At 50.6% G+C, this 23,917-nt stretch carries 19 protein-coding genes; 4 read left to right on the forward strand and 15 right to left on the reverse strand.

The genetic code is table 11. The features are described 5' to 3' along the window. Positions 1 to 62: 62 nt before the first annotated feature. Positions 63 to 2,048, reverse strand: a complete 1,986-nt coding sequence (locus tag CEK60_RS04895; RefSeq protein ID WP_089038074.1) for a sigma-54-dependent Fis family transcriptional regulator — start codon at positions 2,046 to 2,048, stop codon at positions 63 to 65. Positions 2,049 to 2,341: 293 nt separating this feature from the next. Between CEK60_RS04895 and CEK60_RS04900 the strand changes: the two genes are divergently transcribed. Then, the gene (locus tag CEK60_RS04900; protein ID WP_089038075.1) at positions 2,342 to 4,156 is read left to right on the forward strand and encodes an NAD(P)/FAD-dependent oxidoreductase; all 1,815 of its coding nucleotides are present in this window, start codon (positions 2,342 to 2,344) and stop codon (positions 4,154 to 4,156) included. 30 nt (positions 4,157 to 4,186) lie between these two features. Further along, positions 4,187 to 5,251: a 2,3-butanediol dehydrogenase gene (locus CEK60_RS04905; RefSeq protein ID WP_269768694.1), complete on the forward strand. Its 1,065-nt coding sequence runs from the start codon at positions 4,187 to 4,189 to the stop codon at positions 5,249 to 5,251. 456 nt (positions 5,252 to 5,707) lie between these two features. On the opposite strand, the gene CEK60_RS04910 is transcribed toward CEK60_RS04905, so the two are convergent. From CEK60_RS04910 to CEK60_RS04935, 6 genes are all read right to left on the reverse strand, one after another. Then, positions 5,708 to 6,064, reverse strand: coding sequence for a hypothetical protein (locus CEK60_RS04910; RefSeq protein ID WP_089038076.1), 357 nt, complete (start codon positions 6,062 to 6,064; stop codon positions 5,708 to 5,710). Positions 6,065 to 6,088: 24 nt separating this feature from the next. Continuing rightward, positions 6,089 to 6,604 carry an AidA/PixA family protein gene (locus CEK60_RS04915; protein WP_089038077.1) on the reverse strand — a complete coding sequence of 172 codons (516 nt, stop codon included), beginning with the start codon at positions 6,602 to 6,604 and terminating at the stop codon, positions 6,089 to 6,091. A gap of 57 nt (positions 6,605 to 6,661) precedes the next feature. After that, the gene (locus CEK60_RS04920) at positions 6,662 to 7,177 is read right to left on the reverse strand and encodes an inclusion body family protein (protein WP_089038078.1); all 516 of its coding nucleotides are present in this window, start codon (positions 7,175 to 7,177) and stop codon (positions 6,662 to 6,664) included. A gap of 30 nt (positions 7,178 to 7,207) precedes the next feature. After that, positions 7,208 to 8,605, reverse strand: coding sequence for a TULIP family P47-like protein (locus CEK60_RS04925; protein WP_089038079.1), 1,398 nt, complete (start codon positions 8,603 to 8,605; stop codon positions 7,208 to 7,210). Positions 8,606 to 8,627: 22 nt separating this feature from the next. Then, positions 8,628 to 10,790 (reverse strand): TULIP family P47-like protein, encoded by a 2,163-nt coding sequence (locus tag CEK60_RS04930; protein ID WP_089038080.1) that lies wholly within the window; start codon positions 10,788 to 10,790, stop codon positions 8,628 to 8,630. A 68-nt stretch (positions 10,791 to 10,858) separates the two neighbouring features. After that, positions 10,859 to 12,211: a TULIP family P47-like protein gene (locus CEK60_RS04935; RefSeq protein WP_089038081.1), complete on the reverse strand. Its 1,353-nt coding sequence runs from the start codon at positions 12,209 to 12,211 to the stop codon at positions 10,859 to 10,861. Between the two features lie 960 nt (positions 12,212 to 13,171). Here CEK60_RS04935 and CEK60_RS04940 point away from each other — a divergent pair. Further along, positions 13,172 to 13,645 carry a GAF domain-containing protein gene (locus CEK60_RS04940; RefSeq protein ID WP_089038082.1) on the forward strand — a complete coding sequence of 158 codons (474 nt, stop codon included), beginning with the start codon at positions 13,172 to 13,174 and terminating at the stop codon, positions 13,643 to 13,645. Between the two features lie 520 nt (positions 13,646 to 14,165). Next, complete coding sequence (locus tag CEK60_RS04945; RefSeq protein WP_198361465.1) at positions 14,166 to 14,774, forward strand: OmpW/AlkL family protein; 609 nt, start codon at positions 14,166 to 14,168, stop codon at positions 14,772 to 14,774. A gap of 84 nt (positions 14,775 to 14,858) precedes the next feature. Here CEK60_RS04945 and pepQ read toward each other — a convergent pair whose 3' ends face one another. From pepQ to CEK60_RS04985, 8 genes are all read right to left on the reverse strand, one after another. Further along, positions 14,859 to 16,148, reverse strand: a complete 1,290-nt coding sequence (gene pepQ, locus CEK60_RS04950) for a Xaa-Pro dipeptidase (protein ID WP_089038084.1) — start codon at positions 16,146 to 16,148, stop codon at positions 14,859 to 14,861. An 84-nt stretch (positions 16,149 to 16,232) separates the two neighbouring features. Continuing rightward, positions 16,233 to 17,144: a LysR family transcriptional regulator gene (locus CEK60_RS04955; RefSeq protein WP_089038085.1), complete on the reverse strand. Its 912-nt coding sequence runs from the start codon at positions 17,142 to 17,144 to the stop codon at positions 16,233 to 16,235. Positions 17,145 to 17,193: 49 nt separating this feature from the next. After that, a complete protein-coding gene (locus tag CEK60_RS04960) occupies positions 17,194 to 18,255 on the reverse strand; it encodes an ABC transporter ATP-binding protein (protein WP_089038086.1) in 1,062 nt (353 codons plus the stop codon). Beyond that, positions 18,252 to 19,268 carry an ABC transporter ATP-binding protein gene (locus CEK60_RS04965; RefSeq protein WP_038483575.1) on the reverse strand — a complete coding sequence of 339 codons (1,017 nt, stop codon included), beginning with the start codon at positions 19,266 to 19,268 and terminating at the stop codon, positions 18,252 to 18,254. Before CEK60_RS04965 ends, CEK60_RS04960 begins: the two co-directional genes overlap by 4 nt. A 7-nt stretch (positions 19,269 to 19,275) precedes the next feature. Beyond that, positions 19,276 to 20,220 carry an ABC transporter permease gene (locus CEK60_RS04970; RefSeq protein ID WP_089038087.1) on the reverse strand — a complete coding sequence of 315 codons (945 nt, stop codon included), beginning with the start codon at positions 20,218 to 20,220 and terminating at the stop codon, positions 19,276 to 19,278. After that, positions 20,217 to 21,266, reverse strand: a complete 1,050-nt coding sequence (locus CEK60_RS04975; protein WP_089038088.1) for an ABC transporter permease — start codon at positions 21,264 to 21,266, stop codon at positions 20,217 to 20,219. The genes CEK60_RS04970 and CEK60_RS04975 overlap by 4 nt, the downstream gene beginning before the upstream one ends. Positions 21,267 to 21,417: 151 nt before the next feature. Further along, on the reverse strand, positions 21,418 to 22,989 hold the full coding sequence (locus tag CEK60_RS04980; RefSeq protein WP_089038089.1) for an ABC transporter substrate-binding protein: 1,572 nt from the start codon (positions 22,987 to 22,989) through the stop codon (positions 21,418 to 21,420). A 326-nt stretch (positions 22,990 to 23,315) separates the two neighbouring features. Next, entirely contained in the window at positions 23,316 to 23,702 is a 387-nt protein-coding gene (locus CEK60_RS04985) for a glutaredoxin family protein (protein WP_083003374.1), read from the reverse strand. Between the last annotated feature and the right edge of the window lie 215 nt (positions 23,703 to 23,917).

The following is a 23,917-nucleotide window of genomic DNA, read 5'->3' on the forward strand; positions in this document are numbered from 1 at the left end:
ATTCAAACAAGTGTACGTGAGGGTAAACCCCAAGGCCAACTAGTCGATAGCGCGATTGGCTTTCAGCCCTGCCAGTTGGGGGGCACAATCCCTTGGCGCTGCATTTGCCGATACACCGTGGGACGCGAAACGCCTAGCTCACGGGCAACCGCGCTGATATTCCAGTGATGTTGCTTAAGTAGGTGGATAAGCGAATCTGAAAGGGTTTCATTGGCGTTCGTTTCAAGTTGGGCCGCCGCGCTGTGAGTAATACGCTGACTAAGACACTGCTCTGGCAGGTCGTGAACGGTTATTTCGTCACTTTCTGAGGTGGCGAGGGCAAAGGCGAGGGCATTTTTGAGCTGACGGATATTACCGGGCCATGAATACGCGAGTAGCGCACTGATGGCATCTGCGCGAAGTCGCGGCGCTATTTGCGTGGCGCGTTCGGCGGCGACATCTTCAAACACGCGGCGAATAACAAACAGTTTATCGGCGCGTTCGCGTAGCGCTGGCAGTCGAAGCTGAGCACCGTTGAGCCGGTAATAGAGGTCTTCGCGGAATTCCCCTTGCTGGATCATTTCTTCGATATGGCGATGGGTGGCCGTAATAACGCGAATATCGATTTTAACTGGCGTGTTAGCCCCCAGTGGCATCACTTCCCGTTCGGACAGCACGCGCAGCAGTCGGGTTTGTAGCGCTAACGGCATATCCCCGATTTCGTCTAAAAACAGCGTGCCTCCATGGGCCTGCGGAATAAGCCCGCGCATCCCTTTTGAGCGGCCGCCGGTGAAGGCGCCTGGTTCGTAACCAAACAGTTCGCTTTCAATCAGTGACTCGGGAATGGCTGCACAGTTGACGGCAATAAACGGTTGTTTGGCGCGGTTGCCGCTTTCGTGCAGCGCCCGTGCAACGACCTCTTTGCCGGTGCCGGTTTCGCCGCTAATCAGTACGTTCACGTTAGCTTCATTGCGCAAGCGGTCGGCTAGTTTTTGCACTTTGCGCATCGCTGGGTCGTCGGCACCCAGCCGAGCTAAGGGGGCCGGCAGTTCAGAAGTAAGCGGTGTTGCCCGTTGCGCCATGCGGGGGCGGCGGGGTTCCAGCAAACTTATAAAGTGGATGGTGTTGCTGGCGCGAGCGCGGAAGGCACGCAATTGATCATCAGTACCGCTATTAATACTGAGTATATCGGCGATCTCACACTCGAACAGTTCACCCAGCATAGGGGTGTGATTTGCCGACCAAGGTGGCCAGCGGTGCTGGTGTTCGGCGATAAGCTCGCGGCCTACAGCGTTGGCAGCGATGACCTGTCCATTCTCTTCAATGGCGATTAAACCACGCCCGTTGACGTGCACAAATTCCCGCGAGGTATCTAGACGCACCATAAGGCAGTCGCGGTAGCGCTGCAGAAAATAGGCATCCTCAATCATGCGCGCATAAAGCGTTACCAGCGATAGGCTGAAATTCTGGCTTTCGTGCTGGGTAGGCGACTGCAGCGCGGAGATATCTAACACGGCCATCACATTACCCTGAGGGTCAGCAATAGGAGCGGCGGTGCAGGTCAGCGAGATATGGGATGCATCGAAGTGTTCTTGACGGTGGCAGATAATGGCCTGGCGATCATGCAAGCAGGTACCGACAGCGCAGGTGCCTGCAAAGCGTTCATCCCAGTCAGCCCCCAGGTAGAGGCCTGCTTTGCGTAATTGCTGGTCCTGGTTGGGGTCGCCGCGAAACTCAACGGTAATGCCACGGTGGTCGGTGACGAGTAGTACGTAGCCAAGCTGCGCTATTTGACCATAAAGCTGATCGACCCCGGCGCGGGCGACATGCAGTAATTCATCAACAGACTCGCGGTGCTCAATCAATGTTTGCTGCGGCACTACCCGTGCTGGGCGTGGATGAGTGGGGTCTAGCTGATACTCGTTCAGGCAGCGCAGCCAGGAGCGACGAATGGGGGCCTGCGCAGGCAAGCTGGGGGTATCTAGCCCTTCACCGAGCTGAAAAATATGCTCGATATGTTGACGTTGTTCAGATTGAAGCCGTGTAGGTGCAAGCGTGGAGTGCAGCATGGCGTTACTCGTTGGGCGCTGTCGTTATTGTTCTTTCAGCCTATGCGCTTTACCCCCAGAGTCAACGTGGTCTGCTTACGCCGTTAGTCGTGCGTTACACCTGTAACGTCAATCTGTAAACGGCGTGACAGGTGTACGGCACTTTTGCTGTCTTATCTATTTGTCTGTATGTGAATAAATTATATATTTTTCAGTTGCTTATTTTTTATATGGTTGGTTTGGCACGGCAGCTGCTATGTATTGGGTGCATCACAGTTAACTCAACAATAACAAATGCACATGGAGTACCCGCTATGTCAAAGATAACGGCACAAGTCCAGCAAACCCCCACGGAGACTGTTCAAGCGTGGCTGCAGGATTTCGATACTGCCCTTCAAACCCAGGATATTGAGCGAGTGCTGTCTCTGTTTGGAGACGAGTGCTACTGGCGTGACTTTCTTACGTTTACCTGGAATTTAAAAACCTGCGAAGGCAAAGATGAAATTCAGGCCATGCTCAATGCCACGCTCAATAACGCACAGCCTACGGACTGGCAGTTAGATGGCGAGGCCACTGAAAACGGCGACATCTACGATGCGTGGTTTACTTTCAATACCGCGGTTGCCCGCGGTAAAGGCTATTTGCGTCTTAAAGAAGGCAAGTGCTGGACGTTGTTAACTACCATGCAAGCACTGAACGACTACCCTGAGCAGTGCAATCACCATCGTCCCAAAGGAGCTGAGCACGGTGCCAATAAGCAGCGTGAAACGTGGTTGGAGTCACGGGAGCGTGAAGAAGCGGAGCTGGGCTACACCCAGCAACCTTACTGCGTGATTATTGGCGGTGGCCAAGGCGGTATTGGTTTAGGTGCACGGCTCAGGCAACTGGGTGTGCCAACGATCATCATTGAGCGAAACGAGCGCGCGGGAGACTCCTGGCGTAAGCGCTATAAGTCACTCTGCTTGCACGATCCAGTGTGGTACGACCACCTTCCCTATATCCCTTTCCCAGATAACTGGCCGGTATTCGCCCCGAAAGACAAAGTGGGTGATTGGCTGGAAATGTACACAAAAGTGATGGAGCTCAATTATTGGAGTTCCACCGAGTGTCAGAATGCTAGCTACGACGAAGCCGCAGGTGAGTGGGTGGTTAAGGTTAAGCGCAACGGCGAAGAGATCACGCTACGGCCCAAGCAGTTGGTAATGGCTACCGGTATGTCTGGGATGCCGAATGTACCTAAATTCCCAGGGGCAGAAAACTTTGCAGGCGAGCAGCAGCACTCTAGCCAACACCCCGGGCCGGATGCCTATAAAGGTAAGAAATGCGTCATCGTGGGCTCTAATAACTCGGCCCATGACATTGCCGCCGCGTTATGGGAGCACGATGCCGATGTCACCATGCTCCAGCGTTCATCTACTCATATTGTGAAGTCAGACTCACTGATGGAAGAGGTGTTAGGACCACTTTATTCGGAAGAGGCTGTGGCGAATGGCTTAACCCATGAAAAAGCCGATCTAGTGTTTGCTTCGATTCCGTACAAAGTATTACCGGATTTTCAGCGCCCCGCTTTTGAAGCGATTAAAAAGCGTGACGCCGAGTTTTACCAAAAGCTTGAGAGCGCAGGCTTTATGCTCGATTTCGGCGACGATGAATCTGGGCTGTTTTTGAAATATTTGCGCCGCGGTTCGGGCTATTACATCGATGTGGGAGCCTGTGATCTGGTGGCCAGTGGCGACATCAAACTGCGCAGCGGCGTGGGCATTGAGCGAATTAACCCTCACTCCATCACGCTGACTGATGGCAGCGAGCTTGATGCTGATTTGATTGTTTATGCCACCGGCTATGGCTCGATGAATGGCTGGGCGGCGCGGCTTATTTCTCAAGAAGTGGCCGATAAAGTCGGCAAGTGTTGGGGGCTAGGTTCCGACACCACCAAAGACCCGGGCCCATGGGAAGGTGAGCTGCGCAATATGTGGAAACCCACTCAGCAAGAGGCACTGTGGTTCCATGGCGGCAACCTACACCAGTCGCGGCACTACTCACGTTATTTAGCGCTGCAGTTAAAAGCACGCATGGAAGGGCTAGATACCCCTGTCTATGGCCTGCAGCCAGTTCATCACAGAGCATAAGACACAAATTGCATAACTAAGGGGTAGCTAATGAGCCAGTCAACAATGCAGGCAGCGGTTTGGTATGCAGCGAAAGATCTGCGTGTTGAGCAAATGCCGATACCGACGATTAACGGCCCTCATGAGGTAAAAGTTAAGGTGGCGGCGTGTGGTATTTGTGGTAGCGATTTGCACGAATACGCCGCTGGGCCGATTTTTATTCCGGTCGATAAGCCGCACCCCATTAGCGGTGAGCAAGCACCGATTATCATGGGGCACGAATTCGCTGGTGAAGTGGTAGAGGTAGGCGACAAAGTAACTCGGGTGAAAGTGGGGGATCGCGTCGCCATAGAACCGATTCTGTCACCTAACCAGAACGGTGCTTATCAAATGGAGCGCTACAACCTCACGCCGCTATTGGGTTTCCATGGCCTTTCTGGTGGCGGCGGTGGCTTCTCGGAGTTCACCGTGATGGGGGAGCATATGGTGCATAAGCTGCCGGATGACCTCAGCTTCGAGCAAGGGGCACTGGTAGAGCCAGCGGCGGTTGCTTTGCATGCCGTTCGTCAAAGTAGTTTGAAGGCTGGGGATAGCGCAGCAGTATTTGGCGCGGGCCCGATTGGCTTAATGACTATCGAGGCACTAAAAGCGGCAGGCGCCGCTCAAATTTACGCCGTCGAGGTAGCACCTTCACGTAAAGCGAAGGCCGAAGCGCTTGGCGCTATCGTGGTGGATCCGCAGCAAGAAGATGCAGTGGCTAAGCTACAAATGTTGAGCAACGGTGGCGTTGACGTAGCGTTCGAAGTGACCGGGATTCCAGCCGTACTGAATCAGTCCTTGCACAGCACTCACGAAGGCGGAGAAGCGATCGTGGTCAGTATTTGGGAAGGGGAGGCCAGTTTCCATCCCAACGATCTGGTCATTAAAGAGCGTACCATGAAGGGCATTATTGCCTATCGCCATGTTTATCCGGCGGTAATGGCACTCATGCAGCGAGGCTATTTCCGCGCTGAAGATATGGTAACCCAACGCATCCCGCTAGCAGATATTGTTGAAGAGGGATTCGAGGCACTGTTGAGTGATAAAGCGCAGGTGAAAATAATCGTCACGCCCTAGCGCTATACGGGCATCGACCAAAGGCCATCCTATGATGGCCTTTTTTTACACCTTTGGCGCATCGCGCTTATTGAAGTGGGAGGGGACCCGATCCATACTTCGATAACGTGATCGCTAAAATACACAGCACTAGACTACACTGCCAGTCAGCTAAGGCTTACTGGCATTATCCCCAAGCCCCATATAACAAAGCGGCCACCTCCCAAAACGAGCGCCGCACGTCATTCCCGAGTCACCACACCGTCATTCCCGAGTGGGGTAATCGGGAATCCACCTTGACCTTGGCCTGCAGCAGCCCGAAACCCCAGGTCAACATGGATTCCCGCTAAGGGCCTGCGGGAATGACGAGGGCGGCTCGGAGGGCTGGGGGGGAGTCACCGTCAGGCACTTATTAAACAAAAAACCAGCCCATCGGCTAATGCCAGCTAGGCTTAACTGACTGTCATTAGCACTAGGCTACGTCTTTTTTGGGAATATCTTGGGCAGCGAATCAAGTTCGTTGAAGAAGGAGTCTGGCAGGTCAGGTATCGCCAGCTTCAAGGCGCTGACAGGGTCATTCATAAATTGCTCCATGTGTGATTCGCTAGCCCCTAGCCATGCGAAAAAGCGCTTTTCATGTGTCAATAGTTCCTGGATTAATTGCTCCACATTGCTGGCTGCTTTGGAGTCAGTTTCTGCCAATTTCTGGACTAATGGATGATCTTGGGCAATTTGTAGCGTTTTAGGCGTTCTAGAGCTGAAGGTGATGTACTGCTCCTTCAGATTTGGGCTTTTCAATCGATATTTTACGAAGTGAGTAGAATCAGTTGCCATGACAATATCCTTCTGCTGAAGTTGCTAAGCAGTGACCTGAATAAATGGATCCCACGAGTAGTAGCCCTGAACAATGTTGTCCCGATCTGTGAGCATAAAATTGAACGCGTAGGTAATTTCCCCTTCAGCAACCGCTTGTGCCGACCAAAAATAACTGTTGATTGTTTGAGTCACAGGGTGAAGAGGATCACCAGGAACAGGAAGCGGGGTTTTGACTTCTGCGACAACTGGATAAGGTGTTGACAGAATGTTCTGTTTTCCACCCACGGGTTCGTATTGGTACAGAATTGCTGAGTATGTCGCATTTGCAGAAAGTGATGTCTCTCGCCATCTGAGGGTGTCTAGTGTACGAGCAGTTACTTTTAGCTCCCCCGTTCCCTCCCCGAAGGCCCCATTGTCTTGCCGGACGATCAAGTAAATCATCGTTTCGTCAATCGGCGTTGGCTTGGATGGGGTTCCAGGGAGGTAGTTTGATGCGATGGTATCCGCGTCGACCGCCATCAATATATCGATGATTTGTGGCGTGGTGCTTCGTTCCATGCAGCATTCTCCTTGTTGTATTTGTCCTCTTGGTTGAAAGAGGTTCAGAGAATAAAATCAGTCAGTGATCTGAATGAAGGGATCCCACCAATAGTAACCCTGTACATTATTATCACGATCAACAATCATGAACTTGAAGTGGTAGGTTACATTTCCGGCTCTGGTGACCGTGCAGTTCCAGAAATAGTCATTGATCGTCTGGGTTGATGGATGAAGGGGATCAGAAGCAACCGGTAAGGGGGTATCTACCTCTACAGTTATGGGCTGGGGAGGGGTGATCAGGCCGTCGCTATTGGTCGAATCGAACTCATAAAGTATGGTTGAGTAAGTGCCGTTTAGCGTCAACGAAGTTTCTCGCCAACGAATAACGTCTAGTGTCTGGGCCGCAATGGTCAACTCCGCGCCGCCGTTTCCAGAAACCGCTTCGTCACTACGCACAATCATGTAGATAAAATTCGCGCTGGTAGCGATCTGCTGAGGGTTATCAGAGTCTGTATTAGTTCCGTACTTTTGAATGACTGACTCGGCATCAATAGCGATCAGTACATCAATGATTTTTTCAGTATCAGCCATCATGGTTCTCCTGAATTAGCGTTGCGTGTGTTATACGAAGAGTGGATCTCCGCCCAGCTGTAAGGAAATATTTGGGTGTACATAATCAAGCTTGAACGAGTCACTTCCCGTCCATTTGATAGGATCAACGGCATTAATCAAAAGCAAATCCACAGAAGGTGATGTCTCTTTATTGACCGACTCAATGGCACCTGTTGCAATTTCTGAAGCACCCAATAGCAGCCCAATCACAAGCCCACCGATCACGAGTGATGCCCCCTCCGTCAGAGGGGCGCAAATCAAGGCCACTAGGCCGACAATGATCGATATGATGATCTCGGTAACGACGACCCCCGGATCCTGGTGAACTGTATACTGCTGGTCAGTTGGTTGTGTTTGTACGAAATTGATGGTTTGCCCATTATTTGAGCTACCGAGATTTAGCGTGTACCAGTTGGTTGCGGTTGTCTCTGATGTAATGCCAAAAGTGATGTAGGTGCTGGTTGTGCTGGTTACGATGAATGTTTCTCCATCGGTTTCTACTGTAAGGGATGTGAGTATAGGGTGATAAGTTGAACCATCATGTTCAACTGGAGGCATATCCACTGATACCCCCTGATCCAGATAAAGTTTGGTTTTATCATTGCTCATCAGGAAGTTATCGCTATTCAGCCCAGGGTAGGCAACCATGATGGCGGGTCGTACCAGATCGTATAAGGTTCTTTCCTGGGAGACGAGAAAACCGGCTTCGCTATTCGCTGGGATGGCATTAGGAGAAACCTGCTCGCTCAACGATTGCCCGGTTCGATCACCTGTCATCGTCAGCACGCCAAGAACGCTGTCGCTTAGCGAATTGCCATCTAGGTAAGCGTACTCTGTATAATTTGGTGTTACGAACCCCCACTGTCCCTGGTCAATCATTCGGTTGAGATCAACCACTGAAAATACATGGTTGAACTCGCTTAAATTAGCGCAGATCCAATCTAAAAGGGCTTGGCCAAATACGGCCTGAGTGACACTTCCAGGGTTGGGGGTGAGTGATACCTCTCCCACCAAAGCGGCTACTGGAGTTGAGGCATTGTCTGAGCTGGTTTTTGCAACCAGAGCAACCAAGTTCGATGAGTCGTCATTCGCGGCACTGTGGGGAATGTAGTGAAGGTTGATTTCTATCGTTGCGTTGCCAGCATCAACGGCAACCTTACTGCCACTGGTGTAGTCAACAACGATGTTGCTCATGGGGATGGAAATACGGATGTTTTTGCCATCCCCACCCATACAGACTTGCCAGTCCGAGAAATCAGCGGAGGCTGTGTAAGAACCTTCTGCCGTAACCGAGAAGCTGTGCGGTGATGACTGCTGATCCACAATGGTTTTATTGACGTCAGGAATCGGAATAGCAAAAGCGGTATCCCAATTATAGGTATTTGCGGCAGCATTTTGGGTGGACATGGCTGCTTTCCTTTGTCGCTGTTTACTTGGTTTTCAGGCCAATTTGTAAAGAATCGGCGAGCCATGCTGATTTGAGCTCATATCCATTGACACCAGGGAAGGTATAAGGCGCGATGGCATCGTTGGCAAACTCGTCAAAGCCAGGCACGTTTTCCCAATCGTTTTTGTATACAGACTCCAAAATAGCCGCCACGGTCATTTCAACACCATACGCTGCAGTCAAAGCTGCTGTGACACCACCGAATACTTTCCAGCGAGTCGAATTGAAAGCATTTTTGATCCGCGTCATTCGCCCTGTAGCTTGTTCAGCACCATTCGCCAGCGCATCTTCTTCGTTGGCGACATTTTGTTCTTCGCTCTCGCTGTCCTCACCAAGTGCACTGAAAAAGCTTTCTTCATCAAGAAGGGCCGAGCCTTCATCAACACTGGCAACTGTCACTTCTGCAGAGGCAGCAAGGCCATCCACAACCGGGCCAATAACAGCAATCAAGGCGAGGGACGCGGTGACCGCTCCCATGACAATTTCAAAGTCTATTTCGGCTTGGGTTTTTGTGACATTGACCGTCATATTGCGTACGGACTGGGTGAAATTGAAAATCTGTTTCGTGTCTCCGGAAGACGTCGTGACCGTTTTCAGACCTAGGCTCACCTGCTCGGTATAATTAATATGGACGTCGTATTGCCAACTTTGGTGGTAGGTTAAGTCAATGAATTTGATTTCCAGAAAACTGTGTTCCAAACTCATTTCAAACTGATTAGCTTCAATGGTGACTTGGGTGGCGGTGTATAATTCGAGTTTGCCGTCATTGAGATCTACGATGTACTCATCCCCGTTACCGCTTAGGAACCATTGACTTCCCTTGATGTTGACTTTAACTGAATCGTTTCGGAGGTCAGGGTTATAAATATATCCATACTGGCCCTGAGTCCTGAAGGCATTTACCAGCCCCTCAGGGAGAATCCCTTCGTCTAGTTGAGAGGAATAACCGTCGTCTGCCGTTGTGGCAGACGGGTCGTCATCCATCTTGAAGTAGCCGTAAGTCAACTTATTGACGTTTTTTACAGACAGACCATCATTAAATGTAGTGAAATCCTCGTCTGTCGCCTCGTCAAAGAGGTTCTTGGCACCCGCTAGGATCATATTCTTCACAAAGTTCGGGCCGCTAATCAGCAAGCCTGTATCGGCCCCGTTGGCATCCTCGCCTGTTGGAATGGCATTAGGTGACACCTGGTGATTTGATCCGGGAGTATTGTTCTGAATCATCGTCAATACACCCATCACCGAACTTTCCATGGTCTGCTCGTCCACCACGGCATAACTGGTGGCTGTGGGATCAATCCAGGTATAGTTGGGAGACTGGCCGAGCTGGGGAGTCAGATCTATTACTGAGAAAACGAAGTTAAAATAGCCAATATTGGTATTGAACCACTCACTAAGAAGCTCTGGTAATACCGCGTTACCGATACTGCCAGCATCTGGTGGATTGACGATGTTCATAACGACGACGGCAGCTGTTCCGCCAGCTTCCTGACTAAGGGCACGAAGCTGGCTCTGGAAGGAATCAGTGTATTGATAGACAGAGAGAAACTTATCCTGATCCTTGTCTTCACTATAAAACATGTAATAGAAAGAGCTGTCCTCCGCGGTCACCACCCAAGCGGCGCCTGGCGTAACGGTAGACAGCGCAGAATTACTGCTAATCGTGACACCGTTAGTTGCAAAATCCTCGATAAGCGCAGCATCCACAACGCTATTATCGAGATCGGCAACGATGGCACCAACCCCTTCGTTGATCACAAAAGCCTTCTGGTCTGGGTCTGGAATCCAATCCATATTAATTTGGATAATAACGCTCATCCCAAGCCCATCCAGTGAGTAACTTTGGCCACCTGCTAGGTAGTTACCACCAGAAACTGGAACGCTCATATTGATGTTCTTGCCATCGCCTCCGGTAGACAGCTGCCAAGCGTCCAAACTGGCTGTGAGTTGGTAGCTTGGATCATCGCTGGCTGACTGTGAGATGTTCTTGGCTCTATCATCAACACTGCTCCAGTTGTCAGTAAGTGCTCGGTTGGTCGTGTCAAAATGCAGTGCTACAACGGTATCCCAATTGTATGTCTCGGCAACCGCACGGGCGTCAATTTCCTTTACAGCAGCTGGGGCAAGTGAAGTGCTATCGGTCATGGTATTTCTCCTTCGTCACTGTATGAGTATTCACTCCAACTTATGCTCAGATCAGCTAAGAGGGGTGGTCAGGAAAGGTTTCCACGAAAATAGAGGGCTCCGTCTAGGCCTCCCTCGGTCAAGCTGAACGACTGGCCATCAATTTGCCAGTCGAGGAGGCTGGCTACGTTGACGACATCGTTATCAAAAGTTGATTGTACGGCGGCGTTAATATTAGCCATGCCCACAGCATTCACTTGGTCGCCATAATGGTTGACCGCATCGGTTATATCGGCAATCAGACCGGGGAGCGTTAAACCTAGCCCAACGAGGATGATGTAGTCATACCAAGGAATATCCTGATCATGCGTCGTCTGTGGGCTAGGGTCTTCTTCAAAAGTCATCACCCCGGTCGAATAATTTAAAGAAAGCGGATTGACAGTTTTTGACGTCCAGCTATAAGTGGCATCTGGCAAGTCGGCTAGACCAAAAAGGAAGGTAAGTGGGCCGCCGCCAGCAGAGGATGTCTGGAGTCCGTCACCAGCATCGGAAGGCCAAAGAGAAAAGGAGTCGGTGTTGATATTGTCGCCATCAATCTGCGCATCAAACGCCCCATTACTAGAAATAACCGAATGCTGGTTGGTTTGGTGTACAGAAAATGTTCCCTTGGGAAAGGTGTCTTCAATGCCGGGCAATAGCGTGTTTTTAAAAAAAGCTTGTTGAGAAATCAGTGCAACAGCGTTACAACCAGACGTCAGCGCTGTGGAATCAAACGCAGGGGTGGCAGGAAATGGCGAATCATCGAGCATCGACAGAAAGCAAAGTGCTTCAATATCACCAGATGCAACAAAGTATTGCCACTTATATGGGCGTAACCATGTGGTCGCCCCAGCAGGCACCGGAACGACACCTGCGAAGATGTACTGCAGATTATCCCGGCTTTCATAAAATGCTTGTTGCGCAATTTGTTTTAGCATGCCGGTGGCGGCACTTGTCATTTGTCCTGATGGGTCTGTTACAGTGAGAATAGCGATATAGCCGGGGTCATTGGGTGTGCTGGCTTCGGAGGGAGAGAAGACTAAGCTGGTCAGAGAGCCTTCGCCATCGAGTTCTTGTTGATTTCCGGGCCCAAGCCAGCCGAGCGTAATTTCCACCAGCAGTGAAACCCCAGTCATATCCCAACTGCCATTAACGCCTGGCAGGCCCGATATACTCATAAAACCTTCTTTAATCGGTATATTGAGCTTCATTAATCTGTTCTGCCCCCCATCTGCCATGCTCCATACGCCGAGGTTGACATTAATAGTGGTAATAGCACCTGTGACAGAGTCATGGTCTGTATAAACAAGGGGCATCGAAACCGATGCAAGGTTGGTACTCATGATGTCATTGACCTTGTCTTTGGTCAGTGCATAAGAGTAGTCGTACTGATAGGTATCCATGCACACTCCTTTATTGTGACCGACTCTTTTTTATCTCTCACGCCACATAAGTAAAATTAATCAAATGCTTAGTTAGGTAAGCCTTTAACAATCGATAAGGTTCTTCGAAAATGTAACAGAGTGAAAGTAAGATGTTATGTGTCTCAATAAAAACTTATAAGAGAAATAAAGTAGACATAAAAAATTATTTTTCGCCCTAATGAGAAGACCCGAAATGCTTAGAATAAAGCTGTTTGAACAGACAGTTACCTCCGCAGGGTTAAGTAGCTGCCGATTAGAATTCTGGTGATTCCAAATAGTTAAAAAGTATTAAGAATTAGCGTAGACCATCTTATTGCATTTTCCAGTGTTTTGGCTTTGCATTATTAAATTTAGTTGGTGGTAATGATTTATCTTAAAAATAACAGCCAATTAGGATGAGGGTTGTCTTGAAAGTTTACTGAAATTAGTGCTTGGTCAACGTGTTTCCAAGAGTATATTTTGTATTCAAGTGATTTAGAAATAAGGAATTTTTGAGATTGAAGATGCCCTCGAGGACAATCGTTTCAATTAAGTCACCGCAAATGCCTTATGGTTGGGGAGCACTGGGCAGGGGATACGTTGGTGGTTAAATGTTTGCAGCCTAAGCAATGATATCGGGGCAAGACAATTTACCGTTATATGGTGCGTTTTTTGCTAACCCGAGGGCCTAGCTGAACGGCTCTATGCATAATTGTGGGGTTAAATTAATTATTGGCGCGAGAATAGACATTTTGAGTGTTATCTTGAAAGGATGTGCGGGTTGATTTAAGTTGATGATTATAAAGTGATAGTTATCAGAGAAGGCCGAGTGTAAGTGCAGAATAATTGTCTAATCAGCGACAAAAGATGAATTAATGCATACATTTTACTAATCAAAACGATTTAAGCAGCATTGCTGCATGAATGACGCTATCCATTACCTAAGATGAGGGTGTCGCCATGGTAAAGGGTGAGCAAGCAAGGCTACAGGCATTGCGCCAACTAGCGCTTTTGGATACCCCGCCAGAAGAGCGTTTCGATAGAATTGTTCGGCTGGCAATTCAGTTTTTTGGTGTAGAGGCTGCGCTGGTAACGTTAGTCGATGAAGATCGCCAATGGTTTAAATCCCGACAAGGGATCGCGCTTACCCAAACGTGTCGCACAGAGTCGCTTTGTGCCCATACCATTCAGGAAGAAGGAATTTTTGAGATTGAAGATGCCAGCCAAGACAGTCGTTTTAAAGACTTTGTTTTGGTAAAAGTACATAGAGGCATACGCTTCTACGCGGGCATACCAATGACAACGGTGGATGGCTTCAGGATAGGAACGCTTTGTATTATTGACTCCGTGCCACGGCGTTTAAATGAGCAGCAGCGTCAGGTGTTAAAAGATTTAGCAGCATGTGCTGAAGACGAGATCAACCGATCACGCTAGAAGCACTTCTCTGCTCAACGTTAAACGGAATTTCCAATTGAGCGATTCGTTATGAGGCAAAACCAACCTGTCATGCGCATAGATGGTGCGCTTTGGCATTGGCAACAACGCCTTTCGATAAGTATTCAGTTTTAATTATTAATAAGATATTGTTTTTAATCATTAAAAATTAAATTGGCACGCAGTTCGCTATATATTAGGTAAGAAGCAAATGAACAGAGTTACCGGCGTTAAATGGGTGTCTCTTCCTTCTTTGCTACATCGCCCCGACAGAGATCGGTAAGCGATACACTGAGTGAGCTGGCGTGCTCCACCTGGGTCCCCTTCGGGGGACTTTTTTTATGTCTGTCCTTTGTGCTTGACTTTTATAACCAATTCTGTTTTTCGGCAGTGCTTGATATGTAAAACTTATATTAAAATAACACAATAAGTTTGGAAACGCTGTTCGATTGGTATATATTGTATAGGTAGCTGGAGTTACCGGCACCAATCCCGAGTAAGATGTAAGAGGATGACCCTGATGAGTAAATTAAAATTAGTTTCTGCTGCTGTTCTTACCGCTAGCGCATTGATCGCCAGCCAAGCAGCACTCGCTTACGAAGCAGGTGACGTTTTCGTACGTGGTGGTGTCGCCCAAACGGATACGGGTTCTGGAAATGGCAATGTTGGCGCGGCAGACCTAAACGTACAAAGCGCGCGAGGATTTACGTTTGGCGCGGGTTACCTGTTCACCGATAAGCTTGGCGCTGAACTGAACAGCTCCGAGAAGTTTGAACACGACCTCAACACCAGTCCTGGTGGCAGCGCAGGTAGCGTAGACCGCCTGCCGATTAATCTGTTGGTTAACTACTATCCGATGGGCGGTTTAGACTCTAAAGTTCAGCCTTATGTAGGCGTTGGCTTGAACTATACTCGCTTCTCAGGCGAGCCCACAGGCTTAAGCGTTGATGAAAGCTATGGTGCGATCGGTCAGGCGGGGGTTGATTTAGCGGTTACCGATAACATCATGTTAAACGGTTATGTTAGCTATGCAGACGTGAATGCCGACATCAATGCAGGTGGTAACAAGGTTGGTAAAGTAAACATGGAACCCGTTACTATCGGTGGTGGCGTCACCTACCGCTTCTAACGAGAAGTGCGCAGGGTGATCTTGCCCGCGATCTGATAGTCGCCCGGCCTGGGGAGTTAATCCTTGGGTCGGGCGTTTTGTTGATCAGGGGGTCAAGTTTTTGAAGCCACTCTCTGTGACAACGACGTTATCTTCAATACGGATGCCGCCACAGTTGGCTAACGAATCAACGACTTTCCAGTTAATCGGTAGTGCCTTGTCGCGCAATGGGGCCAGCAGCATAGGGATATAGTAGAACCCAGGCTCTATCGTTACTACCATGCTAGGGCGCAGCGTACGGGTTAAACGTAGCGCTGGGTGCTGCTCAGGAGCGGGTGAGGGCGTTCCATCTGGATGGCGAAGCCCTGCCACATCATGAACCTGCAGCCCCAACGAATGCCCTAAACCGTGTGGGCAAAAAGCTCGCGTGATTCCCTCATCAATTGCCTGTTCTGCGCTGCCCTGAAAAAGGTCATTGGCAATAAGGATATCTGCCAGCAAACGATGCATTTGCTCATGTAGCGCAATGAACTCGACGCCTGGAGCAACGCTTTCCACTAGCGTGTCTTTTACCTGGTGAATACCGTCAATTAAATCGCGATAGATGCCTGGCGCGTCAGGGCCTGCATAAGTGCGTGTAATATCTGCGCAGTAACCGCGAAAACGGCGACCAGCGTCAACCAATAGGCTATGTCGTTGCGTAGGGCTATTTAGATCATAGTGTTGGTAGTGCAATACGCCCGCATGATCATTTAGCCCAATAATGTTCTGATAGGGGACATCAGACTCCCGCTGTCTGCTGGCAGCCAGGTAGGCCAGCTGAATATCTAACTCCGCTGATGCGCCAATAAAAGCAGCCTGCGCGGCTTGATGCCCTGCGATGGCAAGCCGGTTGGCTTCGCTTAAACAGGCTATTTCATAAGCGGTCTTCAACATGCGCAGTTCATCGAGGGCCCTAACCAGCGGTTCGGGCTGATACTGCGCGTCTAGTGCTAGGCGTGTGGTGGCCTCAATATCACCGATCACTGCCGCGCGACCCGCTAACGTTGGTGTGGTCTTTTCGCTGCACAGGTGGATATCAAACTCAGTTACCCATGGCTCTTCAGGCAGGCGAGTAGGCAAATGCCAGAAATCTGCTGGCGCATACAAATACAGCTGCGGGCGCTTGCCGGGTTGAATCACCAGCCAACTGTGCTGAATATCGGCCATGCCTACCCAGTGCATAAAATGGCCGTACGTTTGGAAGGTTGGCGTTTGGTCGTCGCCAAAGTGTGCACTGGCGTGGCCGCTATAGATGGCTAAGCTATCGAGACCGTGTCTGGTCAACAGGTCTGCATAGGCTTGCTGTAAATGCGCTAAGTGTTTGCGCTGCAAGTTAAACAAAGAGGCTGACATGCAGGTGGTGTCCTTTTATCAATGGCGGCTTGGCTAGTGGCTCAGGGTACGGTATCAAGTCGGGCTAGTGCTTTAACTACGGGCTTAACTGCGTGGTGGAGCAAGCTCACTCCACAGGCTATCCAGCTCTGCGTGATGCTGGTTTTGGTGCCGATATAGTCGTAGCTCCATCGGGACATCCCAGCGGCTATCGCCGGCTCTGATTAATGTGCCGTTGGCGAGCTCAGCGGCTATATTGCGTTCGGGTAACCAGCTCATGCCGTAGCCGAGCAGCACTAGCTCTTTAATACCCGCCGCATAGAGGTTTTCACTTTGCGCCGTGAGGTAGGTGCTCTGCGGTAAGCGAGCGAGATGCGCCTTTACCGCTGAGCCCAATAAGCCGCGTTTTGGATAGGCCAGACAAGGCGCGGGTTGCTGGCGCGAGCCGGGTAGCAACGCGCAAGGTGTGCCATTCGCATCGAGGCCTGTGACAGGAATCAAGCGCTCGTGGCCAATGATCCGATACGTGCAGGCACTGGTATCGATATCTAAATCGCAACGTCCGATTGGCCAATAGCAGATAGCAAGATCGCACTCTGCCCGACCAAGTGCTTGAAAATAGTCGCTCGCCGCCCACCCGGTTGCTCGCAAATAGGGCTGTATGCGCTCTTGCCAACCCGTAGCAGCGAGCCATTCTGGCAAGAACTGCGGGAGTAAGCTCTGTGGAGCAGCCACCATGATACGGCGCTGCTGTCCGGCGCTGATTTCTCGCACGCGGTCACGGGTTAAGCGCACACGATCGGTTACCTGTTCGCACAGTGTCAGGAACTCCTCTCCCGCCGGGGTTAGCGAAAGTGGCAACGTCTGCCGGTTGATCAGCGTCACGCCCATCTCTTCCTCTAGCAATTTAATGCGCCGGGAAAAGGTGGGCTGTGTGACGTGCTGTTCATCCGCTGCGCGAGAGAAGTGTCGCGTTCTGGCCAGGGCGATAAAGTCTTCTAGCCAGCGAATTTCCATGCCTTACCTCGTCGTCCTGCCAAACGTGATGCTGTCGTTAAAATTGGCGTCATAGCCGGCCTTCTTCAACAGCGTGGCACGCAACGCGAGTGCCGTCACCCTGTGTTTGCAGGGTAGGGATTTCCTGATGACAGCGGGCGTTGGCATGGGGGCAGCGGCCATGGAAGACACAACCGCTCGGTAAGTTGACCGGCGTGGGCACTTCTCCGGTAAGACGAATATGCTGGGGGCGGTCATCTTTTAAGCGGGGAATAGCGGATAGTAGTGCTTGGGTATAGGGGTGGCGAGGTTTAGCAAATAGCGTTGCCGTTGTAGCCACTTCACACACCGTGCCTAAGTACATCACCGCTACGCGGGTGCCAAAGTGCTCGACCACTGCCAAATCGTGAGTGATAAATAGATAGGTCAGGTTACGCGCTTGTTGCGCTTCCATCAGCAGGTTGAGTACTTGTGCCTGAATGGAGACATCTAGTGCTGATATGGGCTCGTCGGCAACAATAAACTCAGGGTCAACGGCTAGGGCGCGTGCTATGGCGATACGCTGGCGCTGACCACCGGAAAACTCATGCCCAAAACGCTTGCCCCAATCGGGGTCTATCCCCACGGACCCCATAACGTCTTGGACCTTGTCGAGTATCTTCTCTCGGTTCCAGTCGGGGTGGTGCAAACGCAGCGGTTCTTCCAGCGTTTGTTGAATCGTCATCCGTGGGTTAAGCGAGGCATAAGGATTTTGGAAAATCATCTGCATGCGCTTGCGATAAGGTAATAACTGGCGAGAGCTCAAATTATCAATGCGCTGCCCGTCATAGCGAATCTCACCCTCTGTGGGGGTGAGTAAGCCCATTACCGTGCGTGCCACGGTGGACTTACCGCAGCCAGATTCACCGACCACACACAGCGCTTCACCGCGTTTGATATCAAGGTTAACACCATTAATCGCGTGTACATGCTCTTGATGACGCACCAGCTTGCCGCCTTTAAAGCGCAGCTGTTCCAAAAAATCCCCTGATAATGAAAAGCGCTTCTTAAGGCCACGAATTTGTAGTAACGATTCGCTGCTCTCTTCATTTTGCGTGGGCGCAGCGTTGCGAGTTTCGACCTGAGCACTCATTGTGTTTCCTCCTTCAGGCGACGATCTTCAAGCATTTCAGCCACCATATGGCAGGCGACACGGCAATTGCCGGATTCGACAAATTCAGGCACTTGCTGGGTGCAGGCAGGCCGTGGTTGACCATCTGCCCTATTGATGAAGTCGCAGCGAGGATGAAACGCGCAGCCGCTAGGTAAGTTAGAGAGTGATGGCATGCTGCCACGGATCTGGTTGAGCTTTTCACCTGGGGTCGCCATTTGCGGTAACGCGTTGATCAGTCCTTGGGTATAGGGGTGCTGAGGATCGTTGATAATTTCCCGTGTGAGGCCTTGCTCAATAACGCGACCGGCGTACATAACCAGCATGCGCTGGGTGACCTGACTCACTACCCCCAGGTCGTGGGTGATGAGAATCAGACCCACGTTGTGCTGTTCGCATAGCTCAAGCAACAGCGCCATGATTTCCGCTTGGATGGTCACGTCCAGGGCGGTAGTCGGTTCATCGGCAATGATAATATCGGGATCGAGCAGTAGGGCGATGGCGATAATAATACGCTGACGCATACCGCCAGAAAGCTCGTGGGGATATTGATCCAAGCGTGTTTCTGGCGATGGGATTTGTACCTGTTGCAGCTTGTCCAGGGCAATCGCGCGGGCTTCTTTGGTGGAGATCCGTCGATGGGCTTTTAAACACTCGACCATCTGCTCACCAATCGAGAGCACGGGGTTCAGCGTCATCATCGGATCTTGGAAGATCATCGAGATGCGGTTGCCGCGTATTTTGCGCAGGCCGCGCTCAGACATGGTGTTAAGCGTCTGGCCTTCAAACGTTATGCTGCCACCCGCTATAAAGCCGGGTTTGGCGATTAGGTTAAGTAGCGAGAAGGCAGCCACGGATTTACCCGCGCCAGATTCGCCTACGATGCCTAAGCGCTCGCCGCGCTCCAGGGTGAAATTGACATCGCGTAGAGCGCGCACTTCACCTTGGCGAAGGGCAAAGCGTACATCGAGTTGAGAGACTTCAAGTAGTGCCATGGTGTCCTCAGCCTTTATAGAGTCGTGGGTTCATGACATCACGTAGCCAATCGCCCAATAGATTGATAGACAGCACCAGCACAATGAGTACTGCTCCAGGAATTAGGGTGATCCACCAAGACCCCGATTGGATATAGTCAAAGCCCGATTTGATGAGTGACCCAAGCGATGGGTGGGTTTCGGGCATTCCCAAGCCTAAAAATGACAGCGCAGCCTCTGAAATAATCGCGTTGGCAATTTGCACCGTTGAGATAACAAAAATCGGCGACATGGTATTAGGCAGCACATGGCGGAACATAATGCGTTTGCTACGTAGCCCCATGACGCGTGCAGCATCGACGTACTCTTTGTTTTTCTCAGCCAGTACTGAAGCACGCACCGTACGTGCGTACTGTGGCCATTCGGCTAACCCGATAATCAAAATAAGCATGAGCACGGCATATTGGCTGTAAAACGCGCTGCCCATAGTGGCTTTCACTAGAGCGCCCACCACGATAGCGACCATCAGGGTAGAAAATGACAGCTGGATATCGGCCAAGCGCATTAGCAACGCGTCGACGCGGCCGCCTAGGTAGCCTGCCATTAAGCCGAACGTTACGCCGAGCAGTGCTTGAAGTATGACCGCGCCAAAGCCAATCAGTAGCGATACGCGGGTTCCGTAGAGAATAATCGACCACAAATCGCGCCCCTGGGCGTCGGTGCCTAGGCTGTAACGCTCATCGGTACCCTCAATCCAAAAGGGGGGCAGCTCGGACGACATAATGTCGATTTGAGCCAGATCATAAGGATCGGTAGGGGCTAGCAATGGGGCTGAAAACGCTGCGATCACTAAGCAAATAAATACTGCGAGGCACAGTTGAGCCGTGCGGTCGCGCTTAAAGCTGTACCATAAGTAAGAGTCGCGCAGGCGTTCCCAGCGGCTGGGTGCAGTCGTTGTTGTGGGCGTTGTCATGCGGGCTTACCTGTTAGTTTTACGGTGGGGTTAACGAAGCCGTAGATCAAATCCACAATGGTGTTCGTCACCACGAAAATGACGCCGACAATCATCAGGTAGGTAACAATCAGCGGTATATCGGCTCGGTTAATCGCATCAAGGAACATCAGTCCCATGCCCGGCCATTGGAAAACGGTTTCGGTCAAAATGGTGTAAGCCACCATGGTGCCGATCTGTACGCCGCCAACGGTGATAACCGGCAGCATGGTGTTCTTTAGCGCGTGCACAAAGTAAACGCGTCGCATTGAAATGCCTTTGGCTCGGGCATACTTCACGTACTCTGACTGCAGCACTTCCATCATTTCTGCGCGAATCAGGCGGATAAACAGCGGCAACATAATCGATGCGAGTGAAATCGCGGGCAATGCTAGGTGCTGTAAACCACTCCAGGTGGCTAAGTTAGTGTCCCAGTGGCCTACCACATGTACTAAATCATAGCCGCGACCAAACGACGGCATATTGCCTTCTGTCGATAGCAGGCCATTGAGCCAAGCTCCCCAACTGGTACTTTCAGGAAACGGCGTGATAGTGATGCCAATCGCAAAAATCTGAATCAATAAGATGGCGGTCAAAAACACCGGTATCGAAATGCCGATGATCGAAGCCCCCATAAAAAAACGTGATATAGGTGAGCGAGGTTTTATCGCGCTATAAACGCCAATCGGTACTGAGAAAAGCACAATAATCAGCGTAGCCGCAAACACCAGTTCAAGGGTTGCGGGCAAATGCCGGGCGATAACCTCCAGCGCAGGTTCACGATAAAAATAAGAGTCGCCAAAATCGCCTTGAACGGCGTTTTTCGCAAAGCGTACATACTGAACTAAAAACGGATCATTTAAGCCCAAGCGCTCGCGAATGGCTTCACGCTCGCTTTCGGGAACCGACTGACCGACCATCTGTTGTACAGGGTCACCCAGGTTATCCTGGATGGCGAAGGCCAGTACACTGATGACAAACATCACCAATATCGCGTGCATCAGGCGCTTGATTAAAAAAGCAATCATGGCGTACGCCACCTATGTCATAGGTTTAATAGAGAGTTAATTGCAAGTTAGGGCGAAGCCTATGATGAGGCTGTTAACCACATACAACGCTTCGTTCCCCAAAGCTTTGGGGAACGAAGCATCCTTGCACGTTTGAAAGTAAGCGTGGCAATTAGCGACTAATTACCAGATCACCTAGGTAGGGGAAGTCTAGGGCGTTAACAACCGGCTCGATATCAACGCCGTTAGCTGCACCATAGGCAAGGTTCTGCCAATGCAGCGTGATGTAGCCCACGTCTTCATAAAGCATGGCTTCGGCTTCACGCAGCATTTCATTGCGTTTTTCGAGATCGGTTTCGCTATCTGCCGCAGTCACAAGTGCGTCGATTTCTTCGTTGCAGTAGCTGCCGTAGTTGTACTGGCCAGCGCCAGTCTCTTCATCAATACAGAAAGAGAGGTACTGGAAGAAGTTGGCGGTGTCTTCGGTGTCAGCGTGCCAGCCAATCATCGCCATGTCGGAAGCGCGCTCATCGTACTCAGGCCAGTATTGAGCGAGGGGCATCGTGCGCAGATTAACGTTAATGTTAATTTGTGCCAGCATGTTTGCCACTGCTTGAGCGATCTGAGCATCGTTCACATAGCGGTTGTTGGGCGCGATCATGTCAACGCTGAACCCTTCCTCGTAGCCCGCTTCTGCCATCAGCTCTTTGGCGCGTTCAACGTCATAACGAGGCACTAAGTCAGGGTTGTGGCCGGAATAGCCTGCGGGAGAGAACTGGCTTGCAGGCGTGGCGAAGCCGCGCATTAAGCGGTCGGCAATACCCTCTTGGTTAATCGCCAGATCAACGGCTTGGCGCACACGTGCATCCTGGAAGGCTTCAACGCGCTCTTCGTTCATTTGGAAGCCAATGATGCGCGTACCATCCACTTCTACCAGGTTAGCGTTATCGGCTTCGCGAACACGGTCCAGATCGTTGGGCGGTACGGCATCGATAAAGTCAACGCCGCCTGACAGTAGTGCCGCCACGCGTGAGGCATTCTCAGCAATAGGGGTCAGGACAATTTTAGAAACGTTGCCTTCGCTTTCGGTATCCCAGTAATCCTCAAAGCGTTCAAAATCAACGCGGACACCTTGGCGGCGTTCAGTGATAATAAATGGGCCTGTGCCCGATGCATTTCGCGATGCAAATGAGTTGCCCGCTTTTACGATTTCTGCTTTTTCATTGCCGCTTTCCGTTTCTCCCGTGTAGAACTCGCTATCCATGGGGAAAATGTAAGTCGCAAGGTTGAGCAGTAGCGGGTAGGGCTCAGTGGTGGTAATTTCGACAGTGTAATCGTCAACTGCTTCGGCGCCTGCGACGGGCTCAAAAATAGCGCGATAATCGGGGCTCTCTTTCAGGCGCTCAATGGTCCATACCACGTCTTTGGCGGTGAAATCGTTACCTGAGTGAAACTTGACGCCTTCACGCAGCGTCATGCGTGTCGTGGTTTCGTCTACCTGTTCCCATTCGGTCGCCAGGCGCGGCTCAAACTCGAAATCTTTTGTCCAACGTACCAACGGGTCAAACGCTAAGTGTGAGAGGCGCAACATGCCGCCAGATAACTGCTCGTGGATATCGAGGGTTTCAGGATCGGCAGAGTAACCAATGCGCAGGGTTTCTGCGCTCGCGGTCATGGGCAGCATCGTCGTGCCTGCAACCACAGCACCAATAACAGAAGCCAGTAGCGTTTTCTTAAACGTCATAATGTTTCCCTTTGTATTGTTTATTGTTCACTTTGCTGGCCAAAGCAAGTGTGTTTAAAAACAGTGTGTTTAAAAGCTAAGTGCTCTTAAAAACCAGCAAAACAGACACGGTCAGCTTGTCAGCTGTTCTAACAATATTCTGTTCGCTATAAACATAGAGAGTGTGGGGCGCGTCATACAATCGAAATAATGAGAGGTATCATTCATCTGCTGAATGACTGGGCTGGGTACGGCCTTGCAAGGAGGGGAGGTTAGACGAAGGTGGAGGGAGTGTGAGCCGCTATTAAGGCGCTTTTGCTCAATAGCGGCATCTGTATAAATGTGTTTTAAGCAAAATGTTGGTGTAACCAGCGGTTAATGGCATCTGATTCGTAGAGCCACTCTTCCCGGCCGTCTTCATGATTAATTTTTAAGCAGGGAACTTTGACTTTGCCACCGCCTTCTTGAAGGGCTTTTTTATGAGCAGGGTCTAGCTGAGCATCGCGCAATTCGATCTTTAGGCCCAGCCGAGCGATCTCTTTGCGTACTTTGATGCAGAAAGGGCACGTCCGGAACTGGTAGAGGGCTAAGTGTTCACAGGCGGCATCGACTTTAGCTTGTTCTTCCTCGGTACGCTCGACCGATTTAGGGGTTGAAAGCTTCTCTGAGATCAACATGACGGGGGCTAAAATAAGGCGAACACCTCTGAAGAAATAGCGAATTAAAACACGCATCGTAAGCTCCCTCGGTAGCACTGACACTGGTCAGCGATAGGATATGTATGAATGATCGTATTTAAGAGATCATGAGCAAAAAGGTAGCCGCATCCTGCATCAAACTGGGCGTTTTGTCACTTCTGAACGAGCTTAGGCGCTAGTTTTAAAGCCCAGACCTGCCTTGAACTAGATGAGCCAGTTAACGTTGCATGCTAGTCTCAGCAGCTTAGTTA

Origin of the sequence: Halomonas sp. N3-2A (genome assembly GCF_002216165.1) — a bacterium.
GTDB lineage: Bacteria > Pseudomonadota > Gammaproteobacteria > Pseudomonadales > Halomonadaceae > Vreelandella.